Annotated in this window: 10 protein-coding genes; 3 read left to right on the forward strand and 7 right to left on the reverse strand. The window is 70.2% G+C overall.

All coding sequences use genetic code 11. The annotated features are described in order from the left end of the window. Positions 1-78 precede the first annotated feature (78 nt). Positions 79-654, forward strand: a complete 576-nt coding sequence (locus tag AB0I19_RS11660; RefSeq protein WP_357147441.1) for a Uma2 family endonuclease — start codon at positions 79-81, stop codon at positions 652-654. On the opposite strand, the gene AB0I19_RS11665 is transcribed toward AB0I19_RS11660, so the two are convergent. Then, a complete protein-coding gene (locus tag AB0I19_RS11665; RefSeq protein WP_357147444.1) occupies positions 651-1,091 on the reverse strand; it encodes a hypothetical protein in 441 nt (146 codons plus the stop codon). The two genes, AB0I19_RS11660 and AB0I19_RS11665, sit on opposite strands and share 4 nt — an antisense overlap. Positions 1,092-1,155: 64 nt before the next feature. Here AB0I19_RS11665 and AB0I19_RS11670 point away from each other — a divergent pair, with 64 nt between their 5' ends. Next, positions 1,156-2,319 (forward strand): lycopene cyclase family protein, encoded by a 1,164-nt coding sequence (locus tag AB0I19_RS11670; protein ID WP_357147447.1) that lies wholly within the window; start codon positions 1,156-1,158, stop codon positions 2,317-2,319. Between the two features lie 40 nt (positions 2,320-2,359). On the opposite strand, the gene AB0I19_RS11675 is transcribed toward AB0I19_RS11670, so the two are convergent. Genes AB0I19_RS11675 through AB0I19_RS11685 form a run of 3 tightly spaced genes read right to left on the reverse strand, consistent with a single transcriptional unit; the run spans position 2,360 to position 4,994 of the window. Continuing rightward, positions 2,360-3,187 (reverse strand): ABC transporter permease, encoded by an 828-nt coding sequence (locus AB0I19_RS11675; RefSeq protein ID WP_357147449.1) that lies wholly within the window; start codon positions 3,185-3,187, stop codon positions 2,360-2,362. Further along, the gene (locus AB0I19_RS11680; RefSeq protein WP_357147452.1) at positions 3,184-3,993 is read right to left on the reverse strand and encodes an ABC transporter permease; all 810 of its coding nucleotides are present in this window, start codon (positions 3,991-3,993) and stop codon (positions 3,184-3,186) included. The genes AB0I19_RS11675 and AB0I19_RS11680 overlap by 4 nt, the downstream gene beginning before the upstream one ends. Then, on the reverse strand, positions 3,993-4,994 hold the full coding sequence (locus tag AB0I19_RS11685; protein WP_067491227.1) for a daunorubicin/doxorubicin resistance ABC transporter ATP-binding protein DrrA: 1,002 nt from the start codon (positions 4,992-4,994) through the stop codon (positions 3,993-3,995). The genes AB0I19_RS11680 and AB0I19_RS11685 overlap by 1 nt, the downstream gene beginning before the upstream one ends. A 213-nt stretch (positions 4,995-5,207) precedes the next feature. Between AB0I19_RS11685 and AB0I19_RS11690 the strand changes: the two genes are divergently transcribed. Continuing rightward, complete coding sequence (locus AB0I19_RS11690) at positions 5,208-6,707, forward strand: aldehyde dehydrogenase family protein (protein ID WP_067491229.1); 1,500 nt, start codon at positions 5,208-5,210, stop codon at positions 6,705-6,707. Here AB0I19_RS11690 and AB0I19_RS11695 read toward each other — a convergent pair. The 3 genes from AB0I19_RS11695 to AB0I19_RS11705 form a co-directional block, all read right to left on the reverse strand. Further along, positions 6,690-7,928: a TetR/AcrR family transcriptional regulator gene (locus AB0I19_RS11695; RefSeq protein ID WP_357147454.1), complete on the reverse strand. Its 1,239-nt coding sequence runs from the start codon at positions 7,926-7,928 to the stop codon at positions 6,690-6,692. The genes AB0I19_RS11690 and AB0I19_RS11695 overlap by 18 nt on opposite strands. 183 nt (positions 7,929-8,111) lie before the next feature. Next, positions 8,112-9,134 (reverse strand): alpha/beta hydrolase family protein, encoded by a 1,023-nt coding sequence (locus AB0I19_RS11700; protein ID WP_357147739.1) that lies wholly within the window; start codon positions 9,132-9,134, stop codon positions 8,112-8,114. Positions 9,135-9,339: 205 nt separating this feature from the next. Beyond that, positions 9,340-26,937, reverse strand: a complete 17,598-nt coding sequence (locus AB0I19_RS11705) for an amino acid adenylation domain-containing protein (protein ID WP_357147457.1) — start codon at positions 26,935-26,937, stop codon at positions 9,340-9,342. Positions 26,938-26,998 lie beyond the last annotated feature (61 nt).

Here is a 26,998-nt window from a genome sequence, read left to right on the forward strand (position 1 = left end):
CGACCAGCCCACGTCGTAGACGCCGAGTGAGCCGGGCGGCGTGGCAGACTGGAGCAGCACGGACGGAGGAGGTGACACATGACCACACCTTGGCCGGACCACCTGCTGACCTTGGCCGATTGGGACGCGCGCGCCGAGGACAACAGCCGGACATACGAGCTCGTGGAGGGGGTACTCGTCGTGTCGCCACGTCCGACCTCGATTCATCAGCGCGTTATCACCCGTCTGGCCTGGCAGCTCGAGCGACAGCTCCCCCCGGAACTCGAACCTCTCGGCGAAGTCGAAGTCGTCATAGACGCCCGGCCGCCTGCGACGGTCCGGGTACCCGACCTCTGCGTAGTCCCTGCCCTCGCCGAGGCGGTGGCGCGCTGGACGCCGGACGAGGTCACCCTCGCCGTCGAGATCCTGTCGCCCGGAACGCGCCGCACCGACCGTGTCACCAAGTTCGCCGAATACGCGGAAGCAGGCATCGAGAACTACTGGCTCGTCGATCTCGAAGAGCCGATATCGGTCACTGCCTACACGTTGGTCGCCGAACACTACGAACTCGTCGCCGAGGACTCACATCCCATCGCGATCGACCTGGCAGGCAAAGCCATTCGTATCGACCCGGCAGCACTCGTCGCACCTCGCGTGTCGTCGACCGGACACTAGCGCGGCTTGCTGCCGAGCCGCGGTAGCGCCGGGTGGGCGACCCATCGTCCTGTCGAGTTGCTGACGGTGAGGCCCAGGATCAGGCCGAAGATCACGATGGCTGCCGCGACCCACGGTCGGGATTCCGGATCGACGGTCACCGCGGTCGAGACCGTGGCGAGCAGACCGGCCCCCGCACCGATCCCCACGATCCAGCGCCCGAGTCGACGCCGGAACATGAGCAGGATCGCGCCGGCCAGCCAGACGAGGATCGGCACCTCTATCACCACCGCCACCGCCACTGCGGCGCCCGAGGTATCGCCGAGTCCTTGCTCGTAGTCCGTCAGAAGCAACGCGCTCAGCAGCACGAAGACACCGCAGCATCCTGCGACGACCACGGTAAGAATCGCTGCGATCGCAGCGGCGTGCCCGGGCGTCGGCTCCCCCTGATTGCTCATGGTGTTATCTGACCACGGCGCGCGGTGGTTGCGCCGGGGTGTGGGGTGTGGATTGAATGCGGGGGTGAGTGTGCGGGAGTTCGATATTTGCGTGGTCGGGTTGGGGCCGGCTGGGCGGGGGTTGGCGCATCGGGCTGCGGTGGCCGGGTTGCGGGTGGCGGCGGTGGATCCGCGGCCGGAGCGGTTGTTTCCGCCGACGTTCTCGTGCTGGGTGGACGAGTTGCCGGGCTGGTTGCCGGAGAGCGCTATCGCGCAGCGGATCGCGGCGCCGACGGTGTGGACCAAGACCGAGCATCGGATCGAGCGGGCCTACTGTGTGCTGTCGAAGGCGGGGTTGCACGCTGCGCTCGCGATCGATGACGCGACGGTGTTCGCGCAGCGGGCCGGGCGGGTGGACCAGCACGAGGTGGAGCTGGCCGACGGGACGGTGATCTCGGCGGGCACGGTGTTCGACACCCGCGGGCTGCCGACGCTCGGCAAGCGGCGGGCGGCGTCGGCGCACGGGATCTTCGTCGATGCCGAGACCGCGGCGCCGATGGTCGGTGACGGCGAGGGTCTGCTGCTGGACTGGCGACCGGAGAACGGTGCGGGCCCGGACGAGCCGCCGTCGTTCCTGTACGCGGTGCCGCTCGGCGACGGAACCGTCATCTTCGAAGAGACGAGCCTCGGCCTGCGCGGCGGTATGCCCCAGCACGAACTGCGCAAGCGGACATTGAATCGTCTTGCCGCCCACGGCATTCGGCTCACCGGCGACGAACCGCACGAGGCCGCCCACTACCCGCTCGACCAGCCGCCACCGAAGAAGGGCGCCGCGGCGGCGATCCCGTTCGGTTCCCGCGGCGGCATGATGCACCCGTGCACGGGCTACAGCGTGGGCGATTCCCTGGCCCTCATCGACACCGCCGTCTCGGCCGTGCAACAGGGCACCGACCCCGTCGAGGCGCTGTGGCCGTGGCAGGCGCGGGCGGTGTACTGGATGCGGATGCGCGGTCTGTGGGGCCTGGGCCGACTCACCACCGACCAGTCGATCGCCATGTTCGAAGCGTTCTTCACCGAGTCCGAACGCGGCCAGCGCGCGCTGCTGTCGGCCCACGACGACTACACCGCCCTCGGCGCGGTGCTGTTCAACACTGTCGCCCACACCTGGCCGTTCCGCTGGCGCTACGACCTGGTCGGCTGGACCAACCGCAACCGCTGGGTCGACTACCCGTTCGCGGAACCGGCATGAGAAGGGCCGCGCCGTTGCAACGGCGCGGCCTTCCACAGAACTACGCGGTCTCGGCGGCCTTCTTGTAGCCGCGGATGGCCGGGTAGGCGAACACCGCGATCATCCCCACCGTCCACAGGACTGTCTTGAGCAGCGGGTCCGCGACGGGACCGCCGTAGGACAGGCCCTTCATCGCGTCGATCGCACAGCTCATCGGCTGGTTCGCGACCACGGTCTGCAACCAGGTGGGGTAGGCGATGATCGGGACGAAGCCGGTGTTGAAGAACATCAGCAGGGTGTTGAGGATGCCGATCAGGCTGATGAGCATCACGCCCTCGGTGATCGTCGCCAGCGCCGTCACCATCACCGCGAAGCCGAGCCCGAACAGGATCGGAACGCAGACCAGCGCGATATTGGTCAGCGGGTCTTCCATGAACAGGAAGCCCAGCGGTACGGCGACGAGCAGCACGATCACCGTGGTGATGAGGATGCGCAACGCCTCCGCGATCAGGCGCCCGGTGAGCAGCGACGCCTTGTTCAGCGGCATCGTGTAGAAGCGGCTGAGCAGGCCCGAGGCCTTCTCGCGTTTGAAGCCGAGCGCGCTGACCACCGCACCGGTCATCGCCGCGACGAGGGTGAGCAGCGCGGCCTGGCCGTAGATGCTGGGTGTGCCGGTGGCTGCGGTGATGGAGTCGCCGAGGACGATGCGGAACATCAGCAGCGTCACGGCCGGGTAGGCGATTGTCTGGATGGTGGTAGACGGGTCGCGCAACCACACCATCAGCAGTCGTTTGGTCTGGATGAGGCTGTGGCTGAACCACACCGACACCGCGCTCTCCGGCTTGGCGTGCACCACCGGCAGCTGGGCCGCCGTTTCCGTTGTCGTCATGATCGCCTCACACTCGCCCACACCGCCAGTGGGAGGAATACAACTGCCGCGACGCCGAGCCACACCAGCGACACCCAGGTGCCCGCCCACGACAGCTGACCGGCGGCCATATCGCTGAGGGTCTGCGCGAACTGCGAGATCGGCTGGTTGCGGGCGAACCCGCGCGCCCAGGTGGGGAAACTGTTCTCGGGCACGAAGCCGGTCGACATCATGCCGAAGATCAGGATCGGCAGCGTGAGTGCCTGGCTCAGCGCCTCGGGGTTCTTGGTGAGGCTGCCCAGCGCGTCGGCGCCGAGGGTGAGTACAACGCCGACCGCGAGCGCGAACCCGCAGAACGCCAGTGCCTGCACCACGCCGCCGGTGAACCGGAATCCGATCAGGTACCCGTAGCCGACGGTCGCGACCAGCGAGACCAGCGAACGCACCAGACCGGCGCAGATCCGCGACATCAGCGGAACCAGCGACCCGATCGGCATGGTCTGCAGCCGGGTACTCAACCCGGTGAGCGCCTCGAACGCCGCGAGCTGGGCGTTCGACATCATGGTCATCGCCATGGTCTGCAGCACGATGATGGGCATCACGTACTGCGCGTAGTCGATGCCCTGCACCTTCATCACGTAGCGCAACGGCAGGTAGAACGCGACGGTCACCACCAGCGGGGTGAGCACGGCGACGATCAGTTCGCCCTTGGTCGCCATGGTCCGCACGATGCGACCGGTCAGCGCGCGCCACTGCGCGAAACTGCTCTGGTGCACCTGGGGTAGGTCGGCGAAGAGCTCCTTCGCCGCAGGGGTGGATACGCTCACTAGTGGCCGCCCGAATGACCGGTGATCGACAGGAACACGTCGTCGAGAGAGGGGCGGCGCAGGGCGATGTCGGCCAGTTCGATGCCCGCGTTGTCGAGCCTGCGCAGCGCCTCGGCGAGGGTGGCCGCGCCGTCGGGTGCGGGGATGGACAGCTTGTCGGCGCCCGCGATCTCGGCGGCGACGGCGGCCGGGACCAGGTCACCGAGGGCCTGGACGGCGGCCGCGATGCGGCTGAGGTCGAGCGGGATGATCTCGCAGTAGCTGCCGCCGGTCTTGGCCTTGAGCTGATCGGCGGTGCCTTCGGCGATGACGGTGCCCTTGTCGATGACGATGATGTTGTCGCTGAGCACGTCGGCTTCTTCGAGGTACTGCGTGGTGAGCAGCACCGTGATGCCCTGGTTCTTCAGCGCCGTCACCAGGTCCCACACGCCCTGACGGCTGCGCGGGTCGAGCCCGGTGGTCGGTTCGTCGAGGAACACCACCTCGGGGCGGACCACCAGCCCGCAGGCGATGTCGACGCGGCGACGCATACCGCCCGAGTAGTTGCGCACGGCCCGTTTACCGGCGCTGACCAGGTCGAATTCCTCGAGCAGCACCTCGGCGCGCTTGCGGGCGGCCGACTTGGTCAGGCCCATCAGGCGACCGAACAGTTCGAGGTTCTCGCGTCCGGTGAGGTTCTCGTCGAGCGCGGCGTACTGGCCGGTCATCATGATCGAGCGGCGCACGCCCGCGGCGTCGGTGAGCACGTCGTGCCCGGCGACGACGGCGGTGCCGGAGTCGGGGCGCAGCAGCGTGGACAGGATCTTGACCGTGGTGGTCTTGCCCGCGCCGTTGGGCCCGAGGATGCCGAGCACGCTGGCCTTCTCGGCCTGGAAACTGATGCCTTGCAGCGCGTGCACGTCGCCGAAGGATTTGCGCACGTCGGAAACGAGCACCGCGGGCTCACCGCCGTGCGACGCGACGCCACCCACGGGCGAATCCACTGAGATAGAACTCGGCATCAACTCTCCACCATCGGCCGCGGCGGCGCCGATCGAACGGGTGCGCGCCACGGAATTTTCTTCCCGGTAAGTGATCCATACCGTTCGGCGCGATGTTACCGGTCCGGAGATTTTCCGGGTCGGTACTCCAGCAGGCCCGGGGAGATTCGGTCCGATTCCTTGTCGCCGCGACGACACGCCCATACCCTGGCATCCGGGTAGAGGGAGGTGACCATGGCCGAATCGGCCGCCGCATTGCCGGGCCGTACCGATCTGCTGATGTCGTTCGATCCGCGCACCGGCGAACAGCTCGCGCAATATCCGGTGCAGGGCGGCGCCGAGGTCACGCGCGCGGTCCGCACCGCGAGGGCGACACAGAACTGGTGGGGGGAACTGGATTTCGGTGAACGCCGCAGCCTGCTGCTGGATTGGCGAAGCCATATCGCCCGGCGCAGTGGCGAATTGGTCGAGATCCTGCGCAACGAGACGGGGAAACCGGAGGCCGATGCCGCGCTCGAGGTGATGCTCGCGGTGGAGAATCTGGATTGGGCCGCCCGTAATGCCGAACGCGCACTCGGCCGCAAACGATTGCGCTCGGGCTGGTTCACCCGCAATCAATACGCCTCGGTGGGCTATCTGCCGCTCGGTGTGGTCGGCGTGCTCGGTGCGTGGAACAACCCGGTGTTCACGCCGATGGGATCCATCGCCTACGCCATGGCCGCGGGGAACACGGTGGTGTTCAAACCGCACGAGATCACCACCGGCGTCGGCCTGTGGCTGGCCGCGAGCTGGTCGCGCGTGGTACCCGATTATCCGGTGCTGCAGGCCGTGACGGGCGACGCGCGCACCGCGACCGCGCTGTGCGGCGCGGAGGTGGACAAGATCGCCTACGCCGGTCCCGAGGCCGGTGGCCGCGAGGTGATCGCGCAGTGTGCGCGCTCGCTCACGCCGGTGGTCGTCGAGCACAGCGGCAAGGGCAGCATGATCGTGCACGTCGACGCCGCCCTCGACGAAGCCGCCGAGGCCGCCGTGTTCGGGGCCATGGCCAATTCCGGTCAGAACGCCTCGGGTATCCAGCGCTGCTATGTCGCCGACTCGGTCTTCGACGATTTCCTCGCCCGCGCCGCCGACCGGGCTGCCAAGCTGCGGCCGGGCGCGGACAACCGCGCCGCCTACGGCCCGATGATCAACGCCGACCAGGTCGACGTGGTGCGCTCCCAGGTGCGCGATGCCATCGCCCGCGGCGGGCACGCGGTGCTCGGCGGACTCGACTCCTTCCGCGACCCGTATGTGGAGCCGATCGTGCTCGCCGAGGTGCCGGAGGAGAGCATCGCGATCACCGGCGAGGGCATCGGCCCGGTGCTGGTGGTGAACCGGGTGTCGGATCTGGCCGACGCGGTGACCCGGGTGAACGCGGCGGGCAACGGCATCGCCGTCACCGTGTTCACCCGCGATATCGTCAGCGCCGAGTTCATCGCCGCCCAGCTGAAAGTCGGTGTGGTGACGGTGAATTCGTCGACCGCGTTCACCGGTATCCCGGCCCTGCCGTTCGGCGGGGTCGGCGAATACGGGCAGGGGCACAGCCACGGTCAGCAGGGTTTGCAGGAATTCAGCCGGACGATGTCGATCGCGCGCAGGCGTTTCCGCGCGCCGGTGCGCCTGTCGACGTTCGATCGCAGGCCGGGACATCTGCGCCTGGCCAAGGCGGCGTTCCGGTTACGCCACGGGCGCTGACTGACCGCCGAGCAGCACCGCACCGGTGAGCGCGCCGAGCCGGGCGAGCTGTTCGGGCCGGGAGTCGAAGCGCAGCAGCCTGCCCACATCGATGATCTGACCGATCGCGGCGTGCACCCGGAACCGCGCCTCGATCGGGTCGCCGTCGAGCAGGTTGGCCCATTCGAGGATGTTCTGGCGCTGGATCGCGCGCAGCCGATGCTGTTCGGCCTGGGGCAGATTGCTGAATTCGGCGTAGTACACCGGCATGATCTCCGGCGTCGCGAAGGTGAGGCGGGCGTGCTCGTCGGCGATGCGGCGGGCGGCGTCGGCGCGGTCGTTCGACTGCGCGAGCGCTTCGCTGATCCCCACGGCGAGGCGGTCGCCCGCGCGGTGGAAGGCCGCGGCGAGCAGGTCGGCTTTGCTGTCGAAGTGGCGGTACACGCTGGAGGCGTTGATGCCGACGGCGGCGCCGATCTCCTCGATACCCGACTCGTGGTAGCCGTTGCGGCCGAAGATGCGGATCGCCTCGGTGAGCAGCTGTTCACGTTTCGATGTCACCGGCAGCCCGCGATTCTGCTTGTCCGGCTCGGCCGGCGCCGGTGCGGGCGGCAGGTCGGCGCGCACGATGGACCAGGCCATGTCGAGCTGCAGGGCGAGCATGCGCGAATGCGAGAGTGTGGTGCGGTGCGCGGCGATGCTCGCCAGGGCGCTGAGTGCGCCGACGGCGAGCAGCGTGATGTCCTCGGGGCTCGCGTCGGGTCGCAGTTCCGCGATGGGCGTGGCGACCATCGCCTCGAGTTCCCGGTAGAACGCGCGGATGCGGACGCGGTCCTCGCGCTCGAGGTAACGACGTTCCCAGCGGTACAGACCGGCTTCGCGCCGGATGTCGATATTGTGCTCGGCCACGGCGGTGAGTAGCGCGTGGAGGCGGTCGTGCGGGCTCAGCGCCGGGTCATCGGCCGCTTTCGCCACATCGCGCAGCCCACGCGCACCCTCTTCGGCGGCGGCGACGAGCAGTGCGTATTTGTTGGCGAAGTGCCGGTAGAGCGCGGGCCCGGAGATGCCGACCTCGGCCGCGATCTCGTCGACGCCGACCGGGTAGTAGCCGCGCGCGCTGAACGCCCTTGCGGCGGCGCGCATGATCTGCATCTTGCGGTCCTTGGGCCTGCGGCGGACCACCTTGGCCTGCGCGGTCGCCTGCTCGGGGCCGCGGTGGGACTCCCTGCGATCGGCGACCATGTACGTTGCTCACTTCCCGTTGCGCGAACCGTCGTCGACGGCTCGGCGCCGTCCGGCCACGGCGCTGGACCAGTCAACCTAAGTTAACCACAATTCGCAAACGGCGTGACGAAGTCGGGCAAACGCGAACCGTCCCGCTCGCGACGGTGCGAGCGGGACGGTTCGGGTGGAATCGTGGGGAACTTAGAGGCCGAGGCCCCGGGCCAGCGTCGGCCACGACAGCTTCAGCTCGTCCTGCCAGTAGCCCCACGAGTGGGTGCCGTTGGGACGGAAGTTGAAGGTGGCCGGGATGTTCAGCTCTTTCAGCCGGTTGGCCAGGTTATTGGTGCAGTAGTTGGTGCCCGCCTCGATGATGCCGCCGATGACGATCTGGTTGGCCAGACCGTAGGCACCAGGCAGCGCGTAGGGGCCGTCGAGGGTGTCGTACGGTCCGGGCAGGCCGTTGCCGGTGGAGACGTAGAGTTCCACGCCGCGCAGGCCTTCGGCGTTCACGTACGGGTCGTTCTTGACCCATTCCTCGGAGCCCTGCGGGCCCCACATGTTCATGGTGTCGCCGCCGCCCCAGGTCTCGACCGTGAGCTTCACGAATTCCGAACCGACCGGGTCGGAGGTCTGCGCGCAGCCACTGTAGGCCGCGGCCGCCTTGTACAGGCCGGGCTTGGCGATCGGCAGCGCGAGAACGGTGGTGCCGGAGGTCGACAGACCCGCGATGGCGTTCACTCCGTTGGTGCCGAGCGCGCCGTCGACGAGCGGGGGCAGTTCCTCGGTGAAGAAGGTCTTCCACTTGTTGCGGCCGACGACCGGGTCGTCCTTGATCCAGTCGGTGTAGTAGCTCCAGGAGCCACCGATCGGCTGGATCACGTTGACGTTCTTGTCCGACAGGAATTCCAGCGCGTCGGTCTTGGCGACCCAGGACGCCGAATCCTCGCCACCGCCCGCACCGTTGAGCAGGTACAGGGTGGGGCGCGGGACCGAGGCGTCGGCGGGACGCTGCACGTCGACGATGATGTTCTGGTCCATGGCCGCCGAGTACACGTGCAGCCGCAGGCTGCGCGAATCCTTCACCTCGGCCTTGACGATCTTGGAACCGTCTTCGGAGACCGGGTTGGCGAGCAGGCTCTTGGAATCGATGATCGGGTCGGCCGAAGCCGGTGCGATGCCGAGGCCGGACAACAGTCCGGCGGCCACTGCCGTTGCCGCGATCATCGCCGCGGCTCGGAGGCCACGACGCCGGGTGTGCCGACGGATCACTTTCGCACCTTCGCTTCGTCTCGAATTCCGACTCGGTCCGCACCCGGTTTCCCGGGGCGTAGTTGCACCACGGCAGAACCTTACGGGTTATGCACTCGATACAACAGTAGTAATCGTTACAACAGCGCGGTCACATCATGCCGCATCAGCCACAGCCGCCTCATCGCGCCCCGGTTGCCCGGTCGCCCGCGTCGAGCAGTTCCGCGAGCCGGGGCCCGATCTCGGCGAGTGCCTGCGGTGAGGTCATCTGATCGTGCACCACCGCGACCGGCCGATCGCGGATTTCGCCGTCGACATACCGGGCCCAGTTCGCGGCCGCCTTCTCGTGGCCGAGCGCGCTGAAATACTCCAGCCTGCCCCGGAATACGGCGGGCCGGTGCTCGGCGATCAGTTCCGCCGATCGCACCGCGCTGCGATAGATGCGGCGCACCCGCTCGGGGGTGAGCACGGCCATGTTGGCCGGGATGATCGCGTGCAGGGCGGCCAGCGCCTCGTCGCTGAGTTCGCGCACCCCGTTGGTCGCCACGGCGGCGCTCAGGTCGACCCCGAGTTCGGCCAGCGCGTCGCGCACGGCGGTGTGGAAATCGGGGACGTCGATGTCGGGGTGCGAGTCGAGCATGGCGAGCATGCTCACCTGCTCGCCGTCCGCCTGCAGTTCGGTGGCGACGGCATGGGCGAGCACACCGCCGAGCGACCAGCCCATCAGGCGGTAGGGGCCCTGTGGCTGGACGGCTTTGATCTCGATGACATAGCGGCGGGCCATCTCGGCGAGGGTGCCCGGCAGATACCCGGACTCGCTGAGCGCGGGTGACTGCAGACCGAAGATCGGTCTGCGCGCCGGAATGTATTGAGCCAGCCCCGCATAGCACCAGGCCAGCCCGTACATGGGGTGCACGCAGAACAGCGGGCCACCCGCCTCGGTGCCGTGTGGCACGCGGTTGCGGATGGGCAGCAGCACGCCGAGGGCGTCGTCGGATTCGAGGTCGTAGTCGCCGGCGCCCGCCTGGGTGGCGTCGATGCGTTCGGCGAGCGCGGCCACGGTGGCGTCGCTGAAGAACCACTGCACGCGCACGTCGGCGCCGACGCGGGTGCGCAGCCTGCTGATGGCCTTGGTCGCGACGAGCGAGTTGCCGCCGAGCTCGAAGAAGTCGTCGTCGAGGCCGACCTTGCCCGCACCGAGCACCTCGGCGAAGACCTCGGCGACCGCGCGCTGGACCGGGGTGGTCGGCGGCCGGTAGGGCCGGGTGGTCGCCGCCGGGACGGGCAGGGCTTTGCGGTCGAGCTTGCCGCTGGCGTTGAGCGGCAGCGCGGCGAGCACGACCAGCGTGGCCGGGACCATGTACGCAGGGAGCGCGGTGCGGGCATAGGACAGCACTTCGGCTTCATCCAATCCACCAGTACTCGTACCGCTTTCGATGGAGTAGCCCGCCGCCGGGGTGGCGGTTCCCGGCTGCTCGGCGCGCGTTTCGGTGGGGACGACATAGCCGACGAGGCGGTCACCGGTCGGGCCGTGGACCAAGGCGACGGCGGCGTGCCGCACCGCCGGATGCCCGCGCAGGACCGCTTCGACCTCACCGAGTTCGATCCGCTGACCCCGTAGTTTTACCTGGAAGTCACTGCGCCCCAGGTATTCCAGTGCGCCGTCGGCGTCGAGGCGGACCACGTCGCCGGTGCGGTAGAGCCTGCCGCCACCCGGGTGGGCGACGAACCGTTCGGCGGTGAGCGCGGGCGCGGCGAGGTACCCACGCGCCAGCTGCACGCCTTCGAGGTACAGCTCGCCCGCGATGCCGGGCGGTACCGGCCGCAGGTGCCGGTCGAGCACGTGGACGCGAGTGTTGGCGACCGGTTCGCCGATCGGAATGTGCTCCCCCGCGGTCACTTCGGTCGCCGTGACGACGGTGGCCTCGGCCGGGCCGTACCAGTTGACGAGGTCGGCTCCGGGGAGCACCTCGGCGAACCGGCGCGCGGTCGCGGCCTGCAGTGCCTCACCCGCGGCGAACACCCGTCGCAGCGAGGGCAGTTGGCCCGCCCGGCGGTCGGTCAGGAAGGCGTCGAGCATGGACGGCACGAAGTGCACGGTGGTGACGGAATGTTCGGTGATGACCTCGGCGAGGTAGTCGGGGTCGCGGTGCCCGTCGGGCCGGGCGATGACCACCGCCGCACCGGTCTGCAACGGCCACAGCAGTTCCCAGGTGGAGATGTCGAAGGTGACCGGTGTCTTGTGCAGCACCACATCGCCGGGGCTGTGCAGGTAGTCGCGTTGCGCCCAGCGGAACTGGGCGACGAGCTGACGGTGGGTCAGCATGACGCCCTTGGGTTTTCCGGTGGAACCGGAAGTGTGGATCACATAGGCGAGGTTGTCCGGTGCCGGTTGGGCCAACGGGGCGGAATCGGGGGCGAGGGTGTCGATCTCGACGACCCTTGCGCTGCTGTGGAATCCGGTGTCCGTGGTCGTGAGCACACACAGCGGTGCCGCGGCGGCGAGCACGCGTTCGGTGCGTTCGGCCGGATGGTCCGGGTCGACCGGGACGTAGGCCGCCCCTGTGCGCAACACCGCGTAGATGCTGGTGACGAGCTCGATACCGCGCCGCATGGCGACCGCGATCAGCACCTCCGGACCGGCTCCGAGCGCGCTCAGCGTGGCGGCGAGTTTCCGTGACCTGGCGTCGAATTGCTCGTAGGTGTAGCTGTTCTCGCCGTCGATCACCGCGACCGCGTCGGGTGTGCGGGCCACCTGGGCGTCGAACAGCGTCAGTAGCGTCGACTCGTCGAGCAGTTCCGGTGCGTCGGTGGCGTTGAGCGCGGTGAGGGTGCCGCGTTCGTCGGCCAGCAGCACGTCGAGTGCGCCGAGGCGGGTCTGCGGGTCGGCCGTGAAGCGGGCAAGCAGCAGTGAGAACCGTTGGGACAGCAGGTGTGCGGTGTAGGCGTCGAACACGTCGCGCAGGTACTTCACCGACACACGCAGCTGGTCGCCTGCCACCACCTGCACGGTGAGCGGGTAGTGGGTGCCGTTGGTCGCGTCGAGGCCGGTGATGGTGGCCGACCCGCTCGCGGCCCGGTCGATCGCCGCCCGGTCGACGGGGAACGACTCGAACACGACGAGCGAATCGAACAGCGCGTCGACACCGACGATCTCCTGGATCTCACCGAGACCGAGGTAGTGGTAGTCGAACAGGGCGGCCTGCTCGTCCTGCAGGGTGCGCAGCAGCTCGGCGACGGTGTGCTCGGGCCGTACCCGCACCCGTACCGGGATGGCGTTGAGGAACAGCCCGACCATGCGTTCCACGCCGGGCAGCGCGGCGGGCCTGCCCGACACGGTGGCGCCGAACACCACGTCGTCGCGATCGACGAGGCGGGCGATGAGCAGACCCCAGGCCGCCTGGACCACGGTGTTCACCGTGACGCCGAGGTCGGCGGCGAGCCGGGTCAGCGCCGCGGTATCGGCCGGTGAGAGCGCGAAACCGGTTTCCCCGGTGCCCGAGGCGATTTCGCGGCCCTTCTCGACCGGAGCCAGCGGGGTCGGTTCGGCCAGGCCGGTGAGCGCGCCACGCCAGGCCTGGCGGGCGGCGTCGAGATCCTGCTCGGTGAGCCAGGCCAGGTAGTCGCGGTAGGGCGCCGGTTTCGGCAGGCGACGGGTGCGCCCGACGGTGTAGGCGGCGAGCAGCTCCTGCAGCAGCAGCGGCATCGACCAGCCGTCGATGAGGATGTGGTGGCTGGTCACCACCAGGTGGGCGCGCTGGGGTGTGCGCACCAGGGTGAAACGCAGCTGCGGCGCGACCGCCATGTCGAAATGCGTTGCCAGGTCGGCACTTCGGATGCGCTCGTAGGTGGCTTCGTCGGCATCGATCAGCTGCCACGGCACGTCCACGTCGTCGATGACCACCTGCAGCGGTGTGCCCGCCGGGTCGGTGGCGAAGGCGACGCGCAGATTGTCGTGCCGGTCGAGCACGGTCTGAGCGGCGGTGTGCAGGCGTTCGGTGTCGACGGACGGGTCGAGGTCGAGGACGATCTGGGTGATGTAGGGGTCGACCGAGTTCTCGGCGAGCAGGGCGTGGAACAGCATCCCGGACTGCAGCGGTGTCACCGGCCAGATGTCGCTGAGCCGGGGGTAGCGGCGCACCAGGCGGTCGAGTTCGGTCTGGCCGAGGCGGACCAGGGCGAAGTCCGACGGGGTGAATCCGCCCGCGTCCGGGCGCAGGCCGTGTTCGGCGAGTCCGCCGAGGGCGCGGATCCAGTGCTCGGCGAAGTGCTTCACCGCGTCGGCGTCGAGAACCGTCGCGGCGTAGTCGAAGCGGGCGACCATGCCGTCGGCGGTGGCGTCGACGGTGAGCACGAGGACCAGATCGTCGACGGCCACGTCCGTGTGGACGCGGGCGGGTCGCAGGTCGCGCACCCGGAGCGCGAAGCGGCCGCGGTCGACGGTGCGCACGGTGTCGGCCGCGTCGGCGTCGAGGTAGCGCAGCAGTCCGAAGCCGGCGCCGTGGGCCGGAACTGTGCGGCACAGTTCCTTGATCTGGGACAGGGCCGTGCCCGCGGCGGGGCCGCCGACGAGCGCGTCGGCCGGGTCAACGCCGTCAAGGCGGAGCGCGAGCGGGAAGTCGGTGGTGAATCCGCCGACCACGTTCTCCGCGTCGTGCCGTCCGAGGACGCGCTGGTCGGCGCGCAGCCGGACGACGCTGCCGATCGCGCGGACGGCCGCCGAATCGGCGGCGGTGTGCAGTGCGAGGGCGACGGCGGTGAGCAGCACCTCGTCGACCGTGGCGCGATAGGCCTCGGCGACGGTGCCGACGGCGGCGGTGCCCTCGCCGGTGATGCTCAGCGATACCCGGCGGCGCTGGCGCAGGTCGCCCGAATCGGCCGTCCTGGCGCGCACGGCGCGGTGCCAGTACTCGCGTTCTGCGCGGGCGGCGGGCGAGGACGGGTAGTCGGCCAGGCGGCGGATCAGGTCGTCGAGACCCGCGTCGGGCGCCGAGGGTGCGGCGTGGCGGCCCCGGCTCCAGGCGGTGGTGAGCTGATCGACCACGGCGCGCCAGGAAACCTCGTCCAGCACGAGCGCATTGGCCACCACGACGAGGGTGGACGGGCCGTCGCCGGTGAGGATGAAGTGGATGTTGCGACCCTCGTCGGGGTCGAGCGCGGCGGCCGCGGCGGCGACGATGTCGTCCACGGGCAGCGAGGCCTCGCCGTCCTCACCGGCCAGCCTGCGGAAGGCGCCGCCGGTGCGTTCCGCGGCCGGGGGGATGCGCAGTACCGGGTCGGATTCGGTGCGGTCGAGGACCGCCCACAGCATGGGGTGCTGGTTCATCACCGCGGCCGCGACGGCGGCGACGGCCTCGTCGGGGCAGTCGGCGGGCACGTCGAGCAGCAGGGCGCGTGGTTCGACGGCCTGCTCCCCCGCTTCCAGGAGCTGGGCGGCGGTGGCGGTGAGCGGCAGGGCGCCGGTCCGGGTGGTCGCCTCGGCGGTGAGTTGCGCACGCTCGGCGAGGGCGCCGACGGTGCGCGCGGCGAACAGGTCGCGCGGGCGCAGGGTGACGCCGGCGTCGGCGGCCCGCGACACCACCTGGATGGCGGTGATGCTGTCGCCGCCGAGGGCGAAGAAGTCGTCGTCCACACCGACCCGGTCGTGGCCGAGCACCTCGCCGATCACGCGAGCGACGGCGCGTTCGGCCGAGCTGCGCGGCGGCCGCAACTCGCGGCGGCCGAGCACCGGGTCGGGCAGGGCGCGGCGGTCGAGTTTGCCGCTCGGGGTGAGCGGCAGTTCGTCGAGTACGACGACGGCGGCGGGCACCATGTAGTCCGGCAGCGCCTCGGCGGCGGCGGCGGTGAGTGCGCCCGGTTCCAGATCTGTGCCTTGCACATAGGACACGAGCATGGTCGATCCGGTGCCGTTGTCGCGGCCCATCGTGGTGACCCAGCTGACGCCGGGTGCGGCGGCCAGCACGGCATCGATCTCGCCGAGTTCGATGCGCAGACCACGGATCTTCACCTGGAAGTCGTTGCGGCCCAGATATTCCAGCACGTCGCCGCGGCGGCGGACGAGGTCGCCGGTGCGGTAGAGGCGGGCGCCGGCCGGACCGTGCGGATCGGCGACGAAGCGGGCGGCGGTGAGGCCCGCGCGCTGATGGTAGCCGCGCGCCAGCTGGATGCCGCCCACGTAGAGCTCACCGGTGGCGCCTTCGGGCACCGGGTGCAGGCGCGGATCGAGGATCAGCGCACGGACGCCACGGATCGGGCCACCCATGTTCACGTCGGTGCCGTGCAGCGGTGCGCTGAGCGTGACGGCGATGGTCGCCTCGGTGGGGCCGTAGGCGTTGTGCACGCGACGCTGCGGCAGCGTGTCCCAACGGGCGGCGAGCTCGGCGGGCAGGTGCTCGCCGCCGACGCTCAGGACGCGCAGGTCGGGCAGGTCCTCGGGTTCGAGCGTGGCGAGCACGGTCGGGGTGAGGTTGGCATGGGTCACCCCTTCCGCGCGGATCAGTGCGGTCAGGTCGGTGCCGACGACGGTGTCGGCCGGGGTGAGGACCAGGGTGCCCGCGCCGCCGAGGGCGAGCAGCAGTTCCAGCATGGACGCGTCGAACGACGGCGAGGCGAATGCCAGTGCGCGCGTGGACTTGTCGAGCCGGTAGCGCTCGACCTGTTCGGCGCAGAAGTTGGCGACACCGGCATGGGTGACCACGACGCCCTTGGGCAGACCGGTCGACCCGGAGGTGTAGATCATGTACGCCGCGCCACCCGGGCGTGCGGTACCGAGTAGCTCGATCTCGCGTAGCCCGACACCGGGATTGGCCGCGACCTCGGCGGTGAACGCGCGGTCGTCGAGCGCCACCCAGCCACCGGCGGCCGGCAACGCGGGCAGGTCGGCAAGTTCGGCGGCCAGGGTGACGCCGAGGGTCGCACCCGAATCGGCGACCATGTGCGCGATCCGGTCGAGGGGATAGCCGGGGTCGATCGGCACGATCACCGCGCCGGTGCGGGCGATGGCCCACAGCGCGAGCACGGATTCCACCGATCGCCGGATGGCCACGGCCACCGGGACCTCCGGGCCCGCGCCACGGGCGATGAGCGCACGAGCCAACTGGTTGGCGGCCGCGTCGAGGTCGGTGTAGGTGAAGCCGCGTCCTTCGCCGCGCAGTGCGATTCCCGACGGATTGGCGCGGACCGCGTCGCCCATGAGCTGGGCGAGGGTGCGCGGCGGCGCGGCGGATGGGCCCGCGAAGGTGGTCTGCGCGGCGAGTTCCCGCTCGTCGAGCAGGTCGATATCACCGACGGGCACGGCGGGGTCGGCGGCGACGGCGGCCAGCAGGCGGGTGAATCGGGCGCCGAGAGTACGCACCGTCGATTCGTCGAACAGGTCGGTGGCGTAGGTGAATTCGGCGTACATGCCGCCGTTGTGCTGCTGTTCGCGCACGGTGAGCAGCAGGTCGAACTTGGCGTCGTCGGTGCGGGCGTCGAGGGCGTGCACGGCGAGGCCGGGCAGTTCCACGGTCACCGGCGCGAGGTTCTCGAACGACAGCGCCACCTGGAACAGGGGGTGCCTGCTCGTCGAGCGGGCCGGTTGGACCGCGTCGACGACCCGCTCGAACGGGACGTCGGCGTGGGCGAAGGCGCGCAGGTCGGTGTCGCGGGTGGCTGCCAGCAGCGCGGTGAACGGTTCGTCGCCCGCGACGCGGCTGCGCAGCACGAGGGTGTTGACGAACATGCCGACGAGGTCGTCGAGTTCGCGCGCGCCGCGACCGGCGATCGGGGTGCCGATGGCGACATCGTCGGTGTCGGACAGGCGGGCCAGGAGGGTGGCGAGTGCGGCCTGCACCACCATGAACAGGGTGACGCCTTCGCGTCGTGCCAATGCGGCGAGACCGGCGTGCAGGTCGGCGTCGATGTCGAAACCCGTTGTGGCACCGGCGAAGGACTGCACCGCTGGTCGTGGCCGGTCGGTCGGCAGGTCGATCTCGTCGGGAAGGTCGGCGAGTTCGGTGGTCCAGTAGGCGAGCTGGTTCGCCGCGATCGATGCCGGGTCCGCCTCGTCGCCGAGCGTATCGCGTTGCCACACCGCGTAATCGGCGTATTGGAGGGGCAGTGGCGTCCACGCGGGCGCGGCGCCCGAGGTGCGCGCGGTGTAGGCGAGCACCAGGTCCCTGGTGAGTGGGCCCATCGAGAAGCCGTCGGCGGCGATGTGATGCGCGACGAACACCAACACGTGTTCGTCGGCACCGAGCCGGAGCAGGCGCAACCGGACCGGTGGCGCGGCGGTGACATCGAACCCGGTCGAGGCGGTGCACCGCACTTCGGCGAGGACGTCGTCGGCGGTGACCGGTAGAGGTGTGAGGTCGAGTTCGACCGCGCCCGGTGCCAGCACCTCCTGCATAGGGCCCCATTCGGTGCCGCGCCCGGCCGTGGCGCCCGCCGACGCACCGGTCGCCGGTTGCCCAGCCGTCCCCGTGCCACGGTGCGCTGTGGTGGCATCCACCGAAACACCGGTCGCAGGTTGCCCGGTGGCGGTTCCCCTGGTGAGCGCCGCAGGCTGCCGGACCCGATCGTGCGGGGTCGCCGGGTAGCGGGTGCGCAGGACTTCGTGGCGGGTGAACAGGTCACGGACGGCGGCCTCGAGGGCGGGCAGGTCGAGGGTGCCGGTGAGGCGGATGGCGGCGGGGATGTTGTAGACGGTCGCGTCGGGGTCGAGCTGGTTGAGCAGCCACATGCGCTGCTGGGCCAGCGACAGCGGCACCTGGGCCGGGCGCGGTCCCGCGACCGGGCGCGCGGCCGACAACGCGTCGGCTCGGTGCACCCGCAGCGCGAGTTCGGTGACCGTCGGGGCCTCGAACAGCAGTCGCACGCCCACCGCGCGGTTCAACGCCTCGGCGATGCGGGCGGCCGCACGGGTCGCGAGTAGAGAGTTGCCGCCGAGGGCGAAGAAGTCGTCATCGGCACCGACGTCGTCCACCCCGAGGATGTCGGCGTAGACCCCGGCGATCAACTGTTCCGTCGGCGTCGTCGGCGCGCGGAAAGCGGCGGATTCGAAGACCGGTGCGGGCAGCGCAGCGCGGTCCAGCTTGCCGTTGACGGTGCGCGGCAGCGCATCGAGCACCACGAATGCCTCGGGCACCAGGTACGCGGGCAACTTCTCCCGCAGTGCGGACTTGATCTGCGCCACATCGAGTTCCGGGCGAATGGCCGGGGCGGATGCCCAGGTGATGTCTCCACCTTCGGCCGCGCGGGAGTCCGCCGGCACCACGTATGCGACGAGGCGGTCGCCGTAGTGGGCGTCGGTGCGTGCCAGGACGGCGGCTTGGGCGATCCGAGGGAGAGCGAGGAGCGCGGCCTCGACCTCGCCTGGCTCCACCCGGAAGCCACGGACCTTCACCTGGAAGTCGGTGCGGCCCAGGTAGATCAGTTCGCCACGGGTCGCGCTGTCCGCGGGCGTGCGGATGACCAGGTCACCGGTGCGGTACATGCGGGCACCCGGCTGGAAGGGGTCGGCCAGGAAACGCTCGGCGGTGAGGGCCGGTTTGCGCAGGTAACCCCTGGCCAGCTGAACACCACCGAGGTACAGCTCGCCACGCACGCCGGGTGGGACGGGGCGCAGCCGCTCGTCGAGCACGTAGACGCGGCTGTTCCACTCGGGCGTGCCGATGGGAACCGTCTCGGTGTCGGCGGAAGTCACCCGATGATCGGTGATCGAGACGGCGGCCTCGGTCGGACCGTAGAGGTTGTCGACCCTGGTGTCCGGCAATGTATTCAGCAGTCGCCGCGCCAGCGCGGCGGGCAGTGCTTCGCCGATCGCCAGGATGCGGCGCAGTGGTGGCGCGGTCGCCTCCCAGTAGCCGACGAGGGTGTCGAGCAGCGACGGAACCGCCGTGAGTGTGGTGACGCCCGCGTCGGCGATGAGCGCGTCCAGGTAGGCCGGATCGCGATGCCCGTCGGGTGCGGCGATCACCAGGCGACCACCGCAGACGGCCGCCGACCAGAACTCCCACACCGAGAGGTCGAAGGTGGCGGGGGTCTTCAGCAGGAACGCGTCGGCCGCCGTCGTCTCGAATTCAGCACGGAGCCACTGCAATTGGTTGACCACAGCCGCATGCGGGACCGCGACACCCTTGGGTCGCCCGGTGGAGCCGGAGGTGAAGATGACGTAGGCCGTGTTCTCCGGACGCAGCGGCGCCCGACGATCCGCATCGGTCACCGGGGCCGGATCGGCGGACTGCACCGCCGGATGGTCCACCCGGACCACAGGTGCCGCGTCGGTGCGGAAACCGTTGGAGAGCACGCAGATCGGTGCTGCCGTGTGCAGGATGTAGTCGGTACGGTCGGCGGGTTGATCCGGGTCGATCGGCACGTAGGCGCCGCCGGAACGAGCCACCGCGTACATGGCCACCACCAGGTCCACCGAACGGGGCAGGGCGAGCGCGACCAGCGACTCCGGGCCGACACCGAGCGAGATGAGATGGCGGGCAAGGCGGTTCGCGCGCGCCTCGAACTCGGCATAGGTCAGTTCGAGACGGCCCTCGGGCAGGTCCGCGACGAGGGCGATCGCTTCGGGCCGCGCCGAGGCGGGCAGATCGGCGAGGGTGCCGGTCGGCATCGCGAGATCGGCGGCACCGTTGACGATTTCGCTCGACCGCTCGACGGCCGTGCGCAGGTCGACATCGCCGACCACCCGGGCCGGGTCCCGCACGATCGCGTCGAGCAGCAGGTTCAGCCGCTCGGCGAACCCGGCCACGGTGGCGGCGTCGAACAGGTCGGTGGCGTAGGTGAAGAACCCTTCGATGCCGGTGGGGCTGCCGTCCTCGGCGTACCCGTCACCGGCGATCAGGTGCAGGTCGAATTGCGAGACCGCGAGCTCCGCGGGCACCGGGGCGATCCGCAGACCCGGCAGTTCGAGGGTGGCGTGGTCCACGTTCTGGAAGGACAGGCCGACCTGGAACAGCGGGTGACGTGCCGTGGAACGCGGCGGGTCGAGGACCTCCACGAGCCGTTCGAAGGGCACATCGGCGGCGGCGAAGGCGGCCAGATCGCGGTCGCGCTGGTCGGCGAGCAGGCCGGTGAAGGCCGCGCTCCCGTCGTAGCGGGTGCGCAGGACGACGGTGTTGACGAACATGCCGATCAGATCGTCGAGTTCGCGTTCCCCGCGGCCGGCGACGGGTGTCCCGACCGCCACGTCGGCGGTACCGGCCAGCCGCGCGAGCAGCACGGCGAAGGCGGTGTGCAGCACCATGAAGACCGTCGAACCGGTCTGCTGCGCGATCCGCGCGAGCCCGGCGTGGGTGTCGGCGTCGATCCGCACCGGCACCCGGTCACCCGCGAGCGAGGCGACGGCGGGGCGCGGGCGATCGGCGGGCAGTTCCAGCAGGTCCGGCAGCCCGGATAGTTCCGCCTGCCAGAAGTCAACCTGTTGCGCGGCAAGAGATTCGGGGTCGCTCTCCGCGCCCAGCCGGTCCACCTGCCACAGCGCGTAGTCGGCGTACTGCACCGGCAGACTCGCCCAGTCGGGCGCGTGCCCGGCCGCCCGTGCGAGATAGGCGGTGGTCATATCGCGCACCAGTGGCGCCATCGACGAGGCGTCGGCCGCGATGTGGTGCACCACCACCGCGAGCACGTATTCCGTCGGCGCGTCCGGATCGGCACCGGTCACCTCGAACAACCGCACCCGCAAGGGCACCTCGGTCGTCACATCGAAGGCGGTCGAGGCCAGCACGGTGATCTGTTCGACCAGCTCCGCGCCGGACCCGGACTCGGCGGCCCCCACGCCGGCGGGCCGATCGTCCCCGAAACCGGAAACGCCGGAGGTCGGGTGATCCGCGCCGGGGGACGGGGCGCCGTCTTCGCCGAGGTGTGCGTCGCCGCCCGGTAGCGAACGGCCACCCGAACGGAAGAAGGGCTGTCCGGCCGCATCGGCGGCAGCGTTCACGACCGGGAGCTTGGTGGTGGCGAAGGGGTCGGCGGGTTCGCCGATGCGGTGGACCGTGATGTCGAGGTCGACCTCGTCGGCGGGCAGGATCCGCTGGATCGGGCCGTCGCCGGTGTCGGGGTAGACGGTGCGCAGGACTTCGTGGCGGGCCAGGACGTCGTGCAGGGCCGTGGTGAGGGCGTCGACGTCCAGGTTGCCGGTGAGGCGCAGCGCGAAGGGGAGGTTGTAGGCGGCGGTGCCGTCGCCGGTGGCGCCCTGGTCGAAGCGGTTGAGGAACCACATGCGGCGCTGGGCAGGTGACAGTGGGAGTTCGGCCGGGCGGTCCAGGCGGCCGAGGGTGGAGACGGTGTCCGCCGTCGCGTCGACGGCGGCCGGGTCGATGGTGGCGGCCAGCGCCGCGACCGTCGGGTGCTCGAACAGGGTGCGCACGGGGATGCGGCTGCCGGTGGCGGCACCGAGACGGGCGACCAGCCGGGTCGCGACAAGGGAGTTTCCGCCGAGGGCGAAGAAGTCGTCGTCGGCGCCGATGTCCTTGCGCCCCAGCACTTCCCCGTAGAGCCCAGCGACCAGTTTCTCAGCCGCGGTCGCCGGGGCGCGGAAGGCGCGGGTGGTGAAATGCGGTGCGGGCAGCGCTTTGCGGTCGAGTTTGCCGCTCGGGTTGAGTGGCAATTCGTCGAGCACCGTGATGGCGGCCGGAACCATGTACGCCGGAAGGGTTTTGGAGACCGAGGCCAACAAGCGATCCGGGTCGGCGGCGCGGCCGGGCGCCGGAACCACATAGGCCACCAGCTGATCGCCCAGTTCGGTCGCGGCGACCATCGCCACCGCCTGGCTCACGGATTCGCTTGCCAGCAGAGCGGTTTCGATTTCCCCGAGCTCGATGCGCTGGCCGCGAAACTTCACCTGGAAGTCGATGCGTCCCAGGTAGTCGAGCCGTTGGGGCTCGCCGGCGGTCGGCCTGCGCCACACCACCAGGTCACCGGTGCGGTACATGCGGGCGCCGGTCACCGAACCACCGAAATCGGCGGCGAACGGGTCGGCGACGAACCGGTCGGCGGTGAGGCCGGGCCGCGCGACATACCCGCGCGCGAGCTGGTCACCCGCGAGATAGAGCTCACCCGCGATGCCCGGCGGCACCGGCCGCAGCCGCTCGTCGAGCACGTACACCCGAGTGTTCCACTGCGGCAGGCCGATCGGCACCGAGCGCTCCCCCGCCCTGGCGGGCCAGTAGGTCACCGAGACAGCCGCCTCGGTCGGCCCGTACAGATTGTGCAGCCGCGCCGAACACACCTCGGCCATGGCATCGACGGTTTCCGGGGGCAACGCCTCACCGATCACGAACACGTCGCGCAATGTCGACAGGCTGGCAGGCTGCGCATCGACCGGCCCGGGGAGCGGGTTGACCGACGTCCGCGCGGCCCGCAGCGACCACGCCGGCGGCTCGTCCTCCTGGGCGGGCGCGGTAGCCAGCGCCGAACGCAACAGCCGCTCGCGGGTGACACGATCCCCGACGGATCCGGACGGGGCCGCCGAGGCCGGACCACCCAGACCGTGCGCCTGTCGCGAACCGGACTGCGTCGAGCCACCGAGCCCGGACGAAGCCTGACCGGCATCGCCACCGCTCGTCGCCGTGTGCGCCGAACCGCCTTGGAGCCCTGCGGAATTCCCGGGCACACGCTGCGGCAGCCCACCCGCCACACCTCGCGGTGCCGAGTCGGCCGATCCGCCCGAGGCCTGGGTGGCGTCGGCGACCACACCGGAAGCGTTGTCGCTGCGTGCCGACCCGCTCGTCGTGGAGTCGACTTCCGGCCGGTCGGCGCGAGCCTGCGCCGCGAAGACCGTGAGCATCGACGGGACGAAGTCGGTGACGGTGACGCGGTGGGTATCGATGAGATCGATGAGATACGCCGGATCACGGTGGCCGTCGGGAGTCGCCAGCAGCAGGGTGGCCCCCACGCGCAAGGGGAGGAAATAGCCCCAGAGGGACACGTCGAAGGTGGTCGCGGTCTTCTGGAGGTAGACGTCGCCCAGGACCAGGGGGTATTTCGCCAGCATCCACACCAGCTGGTTGTGGATGGCGGCATGCGAGATCAACACGCCCTTGGGCTTACCGGTGGAACCGGAGGTGAAGATGACGTAGGCGGGGTGCTCGGGGTGCAGCGGAGCGAGGAGTTCCTCGGGGCGCACCGGTTCGACGGACACACCGGTGGTGTCGATTTCGTCGACCAGCACCACGTCGATTCCCGTGGGGAGGGCTGTGGCGTCGGCACGGGTGCTCAGCACGCAGGCGGGGCGGGCGGTGTCGAGGATGTAGGCGATGCGGTCGGCCGGGTGATCGGGGTCGAGCGGGACGTAGGCGCCACCGGCGGTGAGCACCGCGTACATCCCGATCACCAGTTCCGGCGAGCGCCGGACAGCCAGTCCGACAAGACTTTCCGGGCCGACACCCGCGCCGATCAGCACGCGGGCCAGTGCGTTGACCCGCTCGTCGAACTGCCGATAGGTGAGCGCGACGCCCTCGTACACCAGCGCCGTCGCCGACGGATGTGCCTGCACCGCACGGCGATAGGCGTCGAGCACGAGCTCCGGCGTCACCGGGTGGGTGGTGTCGTTCCAGGCGACGATGCTCTGGTGGCGTTCGTCGTCGGTGAGCAGGTCGACCTCGGCCACACTCAGCGACGGCTCGCCGGTCACCGCCGAGAGCAGGCGGGTGAACTGTCCGGCGAGGTTCTCGATGGACTCCGCGTCGAACAGATCGGTGGCGTAGGTGAACAGCGCCGCCATCGGTTCGGCCGGATCGGTGCCGGGCACGACGGTCAGTTGCAGGTCGAAACGCGCGACGGCGCCACCGAATTCGACCGGTGCCACTTCCATGCCGGGCAACCGCAGCGTCGGCAGGTCGAGGTTCTGGAAGAACAGGGCCACCTGGAACAGCGGATGATGCGCCTGCGAGCGCACCGGGTCGAGCAGTTCGACGAGCCGTTCGAACGGCAGATCGGCGTGGGCGAAGGCGGCCAGGTCGGCGCGTTTGGTCGCTCGCAGCAGCTCGAGGAAGCTGGCCCGCTGGTCCACCTGGGTGCGCAGGACCAGGGTGTTGACGAACATGCCGATCAGGTCGTCGAGTTCGCGGGCACCGCGTCCGGCCACCGGGGTGCCGATGGCGATGTCGTCGGTGTGGGCCACCCGGCTCAGCAGCACCGCGAGCGCTGCGTGCACGACCATGAACTCCGAGGTGCCGGTGCGTTGGGCCAGGTCGGCGAGCGCGGTGTGCACGGCGGCCGGGATCTGGAAGCCGAATTCCGCACCGCGTCCGGTGAATACGGGCGGCCGCGGGCGGTCGGTCGGCAGGTCGAGGCGGTCGGGCAGGGCGGCGAGCGTATTGCGCCAGAAGGCGATCTGGGCGGCGGCGAGCGAGTCGGAGTCGTCCTCGGCGCCGAGCAGTTCGCGATGCCACAGCGTGTAGTCGGCGTACTGCACCGGCAGGGGCGCCCAGCTGGGGCGGGACCGGTTGCGCCTAGCCAGGTAGGCACCAAGCAGGTCGCGCAATAGCGGAGTGACGGAGGCACCGTCGGCGGTGATGTGGTGCAGGGCGATCGCGACCACATGATCGCGCGGGCCGAGCTCGGCCAGCGCCACCCGCAGCGGTACCCCGGCCGCCACATCGAAACCCTTGGCTGCGAATTCGGCCAGCCAGAGCGGCAATTCGTCCTCGGACAGGCTGTCGACGAGCACCTCGGGCACCGCTTCGGAAGCGGGCAGGATCACCTGGTGCCCGACACCTTCGGCCACACCGTCGCCGTCGGCGGTTTCACCGGCAGTGAGCACCGGATACCAGGTGCGTAGGGATTCGTGCCTGCCGACCAGATCCGACAACGCCGCGTACAGCGCGTGCGCGTCGAACGGCCCGGTCAGGCGCAGGGCGAACGGGATCGTCTCGGCCGTGGAGTTCGGGTCGAACTGGTTGAGGAACCACATCCGCCGCTGCGCGGGCGAAAGCGGAATCAGCTCGGGACGGCCGCGCCGGGTCAACGGCGCGTGCCCACCGGCGCCCTTCAGCGGCTCCAGCAGCGCGGCAAGCCCGGCGACAGTGGGACTTTCGAAGACATGCCCGGCCGGAACACGGGTCGACAGTTCGGCGCCGAGCCGCGCCGCGACCCGGGTGGCGAGCAGGGAGTTACCACCGAGGGCGAAGAAGTCGTCGTCGGCGCCGATCGGGTCGGCCGGGTGCAGCAGGTCGGTGAAGACGGCGGCGACCAGCTCCTCCATCGCCCCGGACGGCCTGCGGAACTCGGCGGCGCGCAGGGTCGGCGCGGGCAGCGCGGCCCGGTCGAGCTTGCCGACGGGGGTGAGCGGGATGGTGTCGAGCACTGTCAGCGCGGTCGGCACCATGTGGGCGGGCAGACCGGCCTTGGCGTGGGCGAGCACATCGTCGAGATCGATCGAGGCACCCGGCGCGGCATGCACATAGGCCGCGAGAATCGTTGTGCCGTTGTCGAGTTCGTGGCCGACGGTCACCGCGAAGTCGACGGACTCGTGCGCGGTGAGCACGGTGTCGATCTCGCCGAGCTCGATGCGGAACCCGCGCACCTTCACCTGGAAGTCGTTGCGTCCCACGAATTCGATGGCGCCGTCGGGCCGTCTGCGCACCAGGTCGCCGGTGCGGTACATGCGTCCGCCCGCCGGGTCGAAGGGATCGGTGACGAACCGGGAAGCGGTGAGTGCGGGCCTGCGGTGGTAGCCGCGCGCCAGCCCGTTACCCGCGATGTACAGCTCGCCGATCATGCCATCGGGCACGCGGACCAGGCGTTCGTCGAGCACGTACTCGGTGACCCCACGCAGCGGGGCACCGATGTTCACCGTGTCGCCGATCTCCAGCGGCGCACTGATATTGGTGACGATGGTGGTTTCAGTCGGCCCGTAGCAATCGTGGAAACGCCGGGTGCCGGTCGCCCAGCGGCGGATCAGATCCGGCGGGCACGCCTCACCACCGGTGGTGACCACGGCCAGTTCGTCGAGGCCGGTGGGATCGAGCGAGGCGAGGGCGGCGGTGGTGATGAACATGTGCGTCACCGACTCGCGGCGCAGCACCTCGGCCAGCTCGGCACCGCCGAGGATGCCCGCGGGCGCGATCACCATGGTCGCCCCCGCGCCGACGGCCATCAGCAGCTCCAGCACGGCGGCGTCGAACGACGGCGACGCGAAATGCAGAGTGCGCGAGGTTGGTTCGATGCCGTAGTGGGCGCGTTGCTCGGCGCAGTACCCGGCGAGACCGGCGTGGGTCACCACGACGCCCTTGGGCAGACCGGTCGAGCCGGAGGTGTACACCACGTAGGCGGGATGCTGCAGCCGCAGGGGGCGCACCCGGTCGGCGAAGGTCACGGGGTCGCCGGGGTGTTCCTCGGCGGCGCGGCGCACTGCGGGATCGTCCAGGCACAACCAGTCGACGGTGGCGGGCAGGCGATCGACGGCCGCCGACATCGACAGCCCGACCACCGCGCCCGCGTCGGCGAGCATGTGCGACACCCGCGCCTGCGGATAGTTCGGATCGACGGGCAGGAAGGCCGCACCGGCCTTGGTCACCGCCCACATGGCGAGCACCGACTCCGGTGAGCGGCCGATGCCGACGGCGACCACATCTTCGGGACCGACCCCACGCTCGATCAGCAACCGGGCCAACCGGTTGGCGCGCTCGTCGAGTTCGCCGTAGGTCAGGCGAACCGGCGCCGATACACCGTCGGACCAGCTCAGCGCCACCCCACCCGGGTTGGACTCCACCGCGACGGACAGCAGTTGCGGCAGCGTCTTGCCCCGCTGCCTGGCTCGGGTCCCGGACGCCCGCGACGCCCTGGTCACGACAGCCCCATCCGATCGCCGGAGTCGACTCGCCGCTGCCCGGTCATGCACGCACCTCGTA

It is taken from the genome of Nocardia sp. NPDC050413 (genome assembly GCF_040655475.1).
GTDB classification, from domain to species: Bacteria; Actinomycetota; Actinomycetes; order Mycobacteriales; family Mycobacteriaceae; genus Nocardia; species Nocardia coubleae.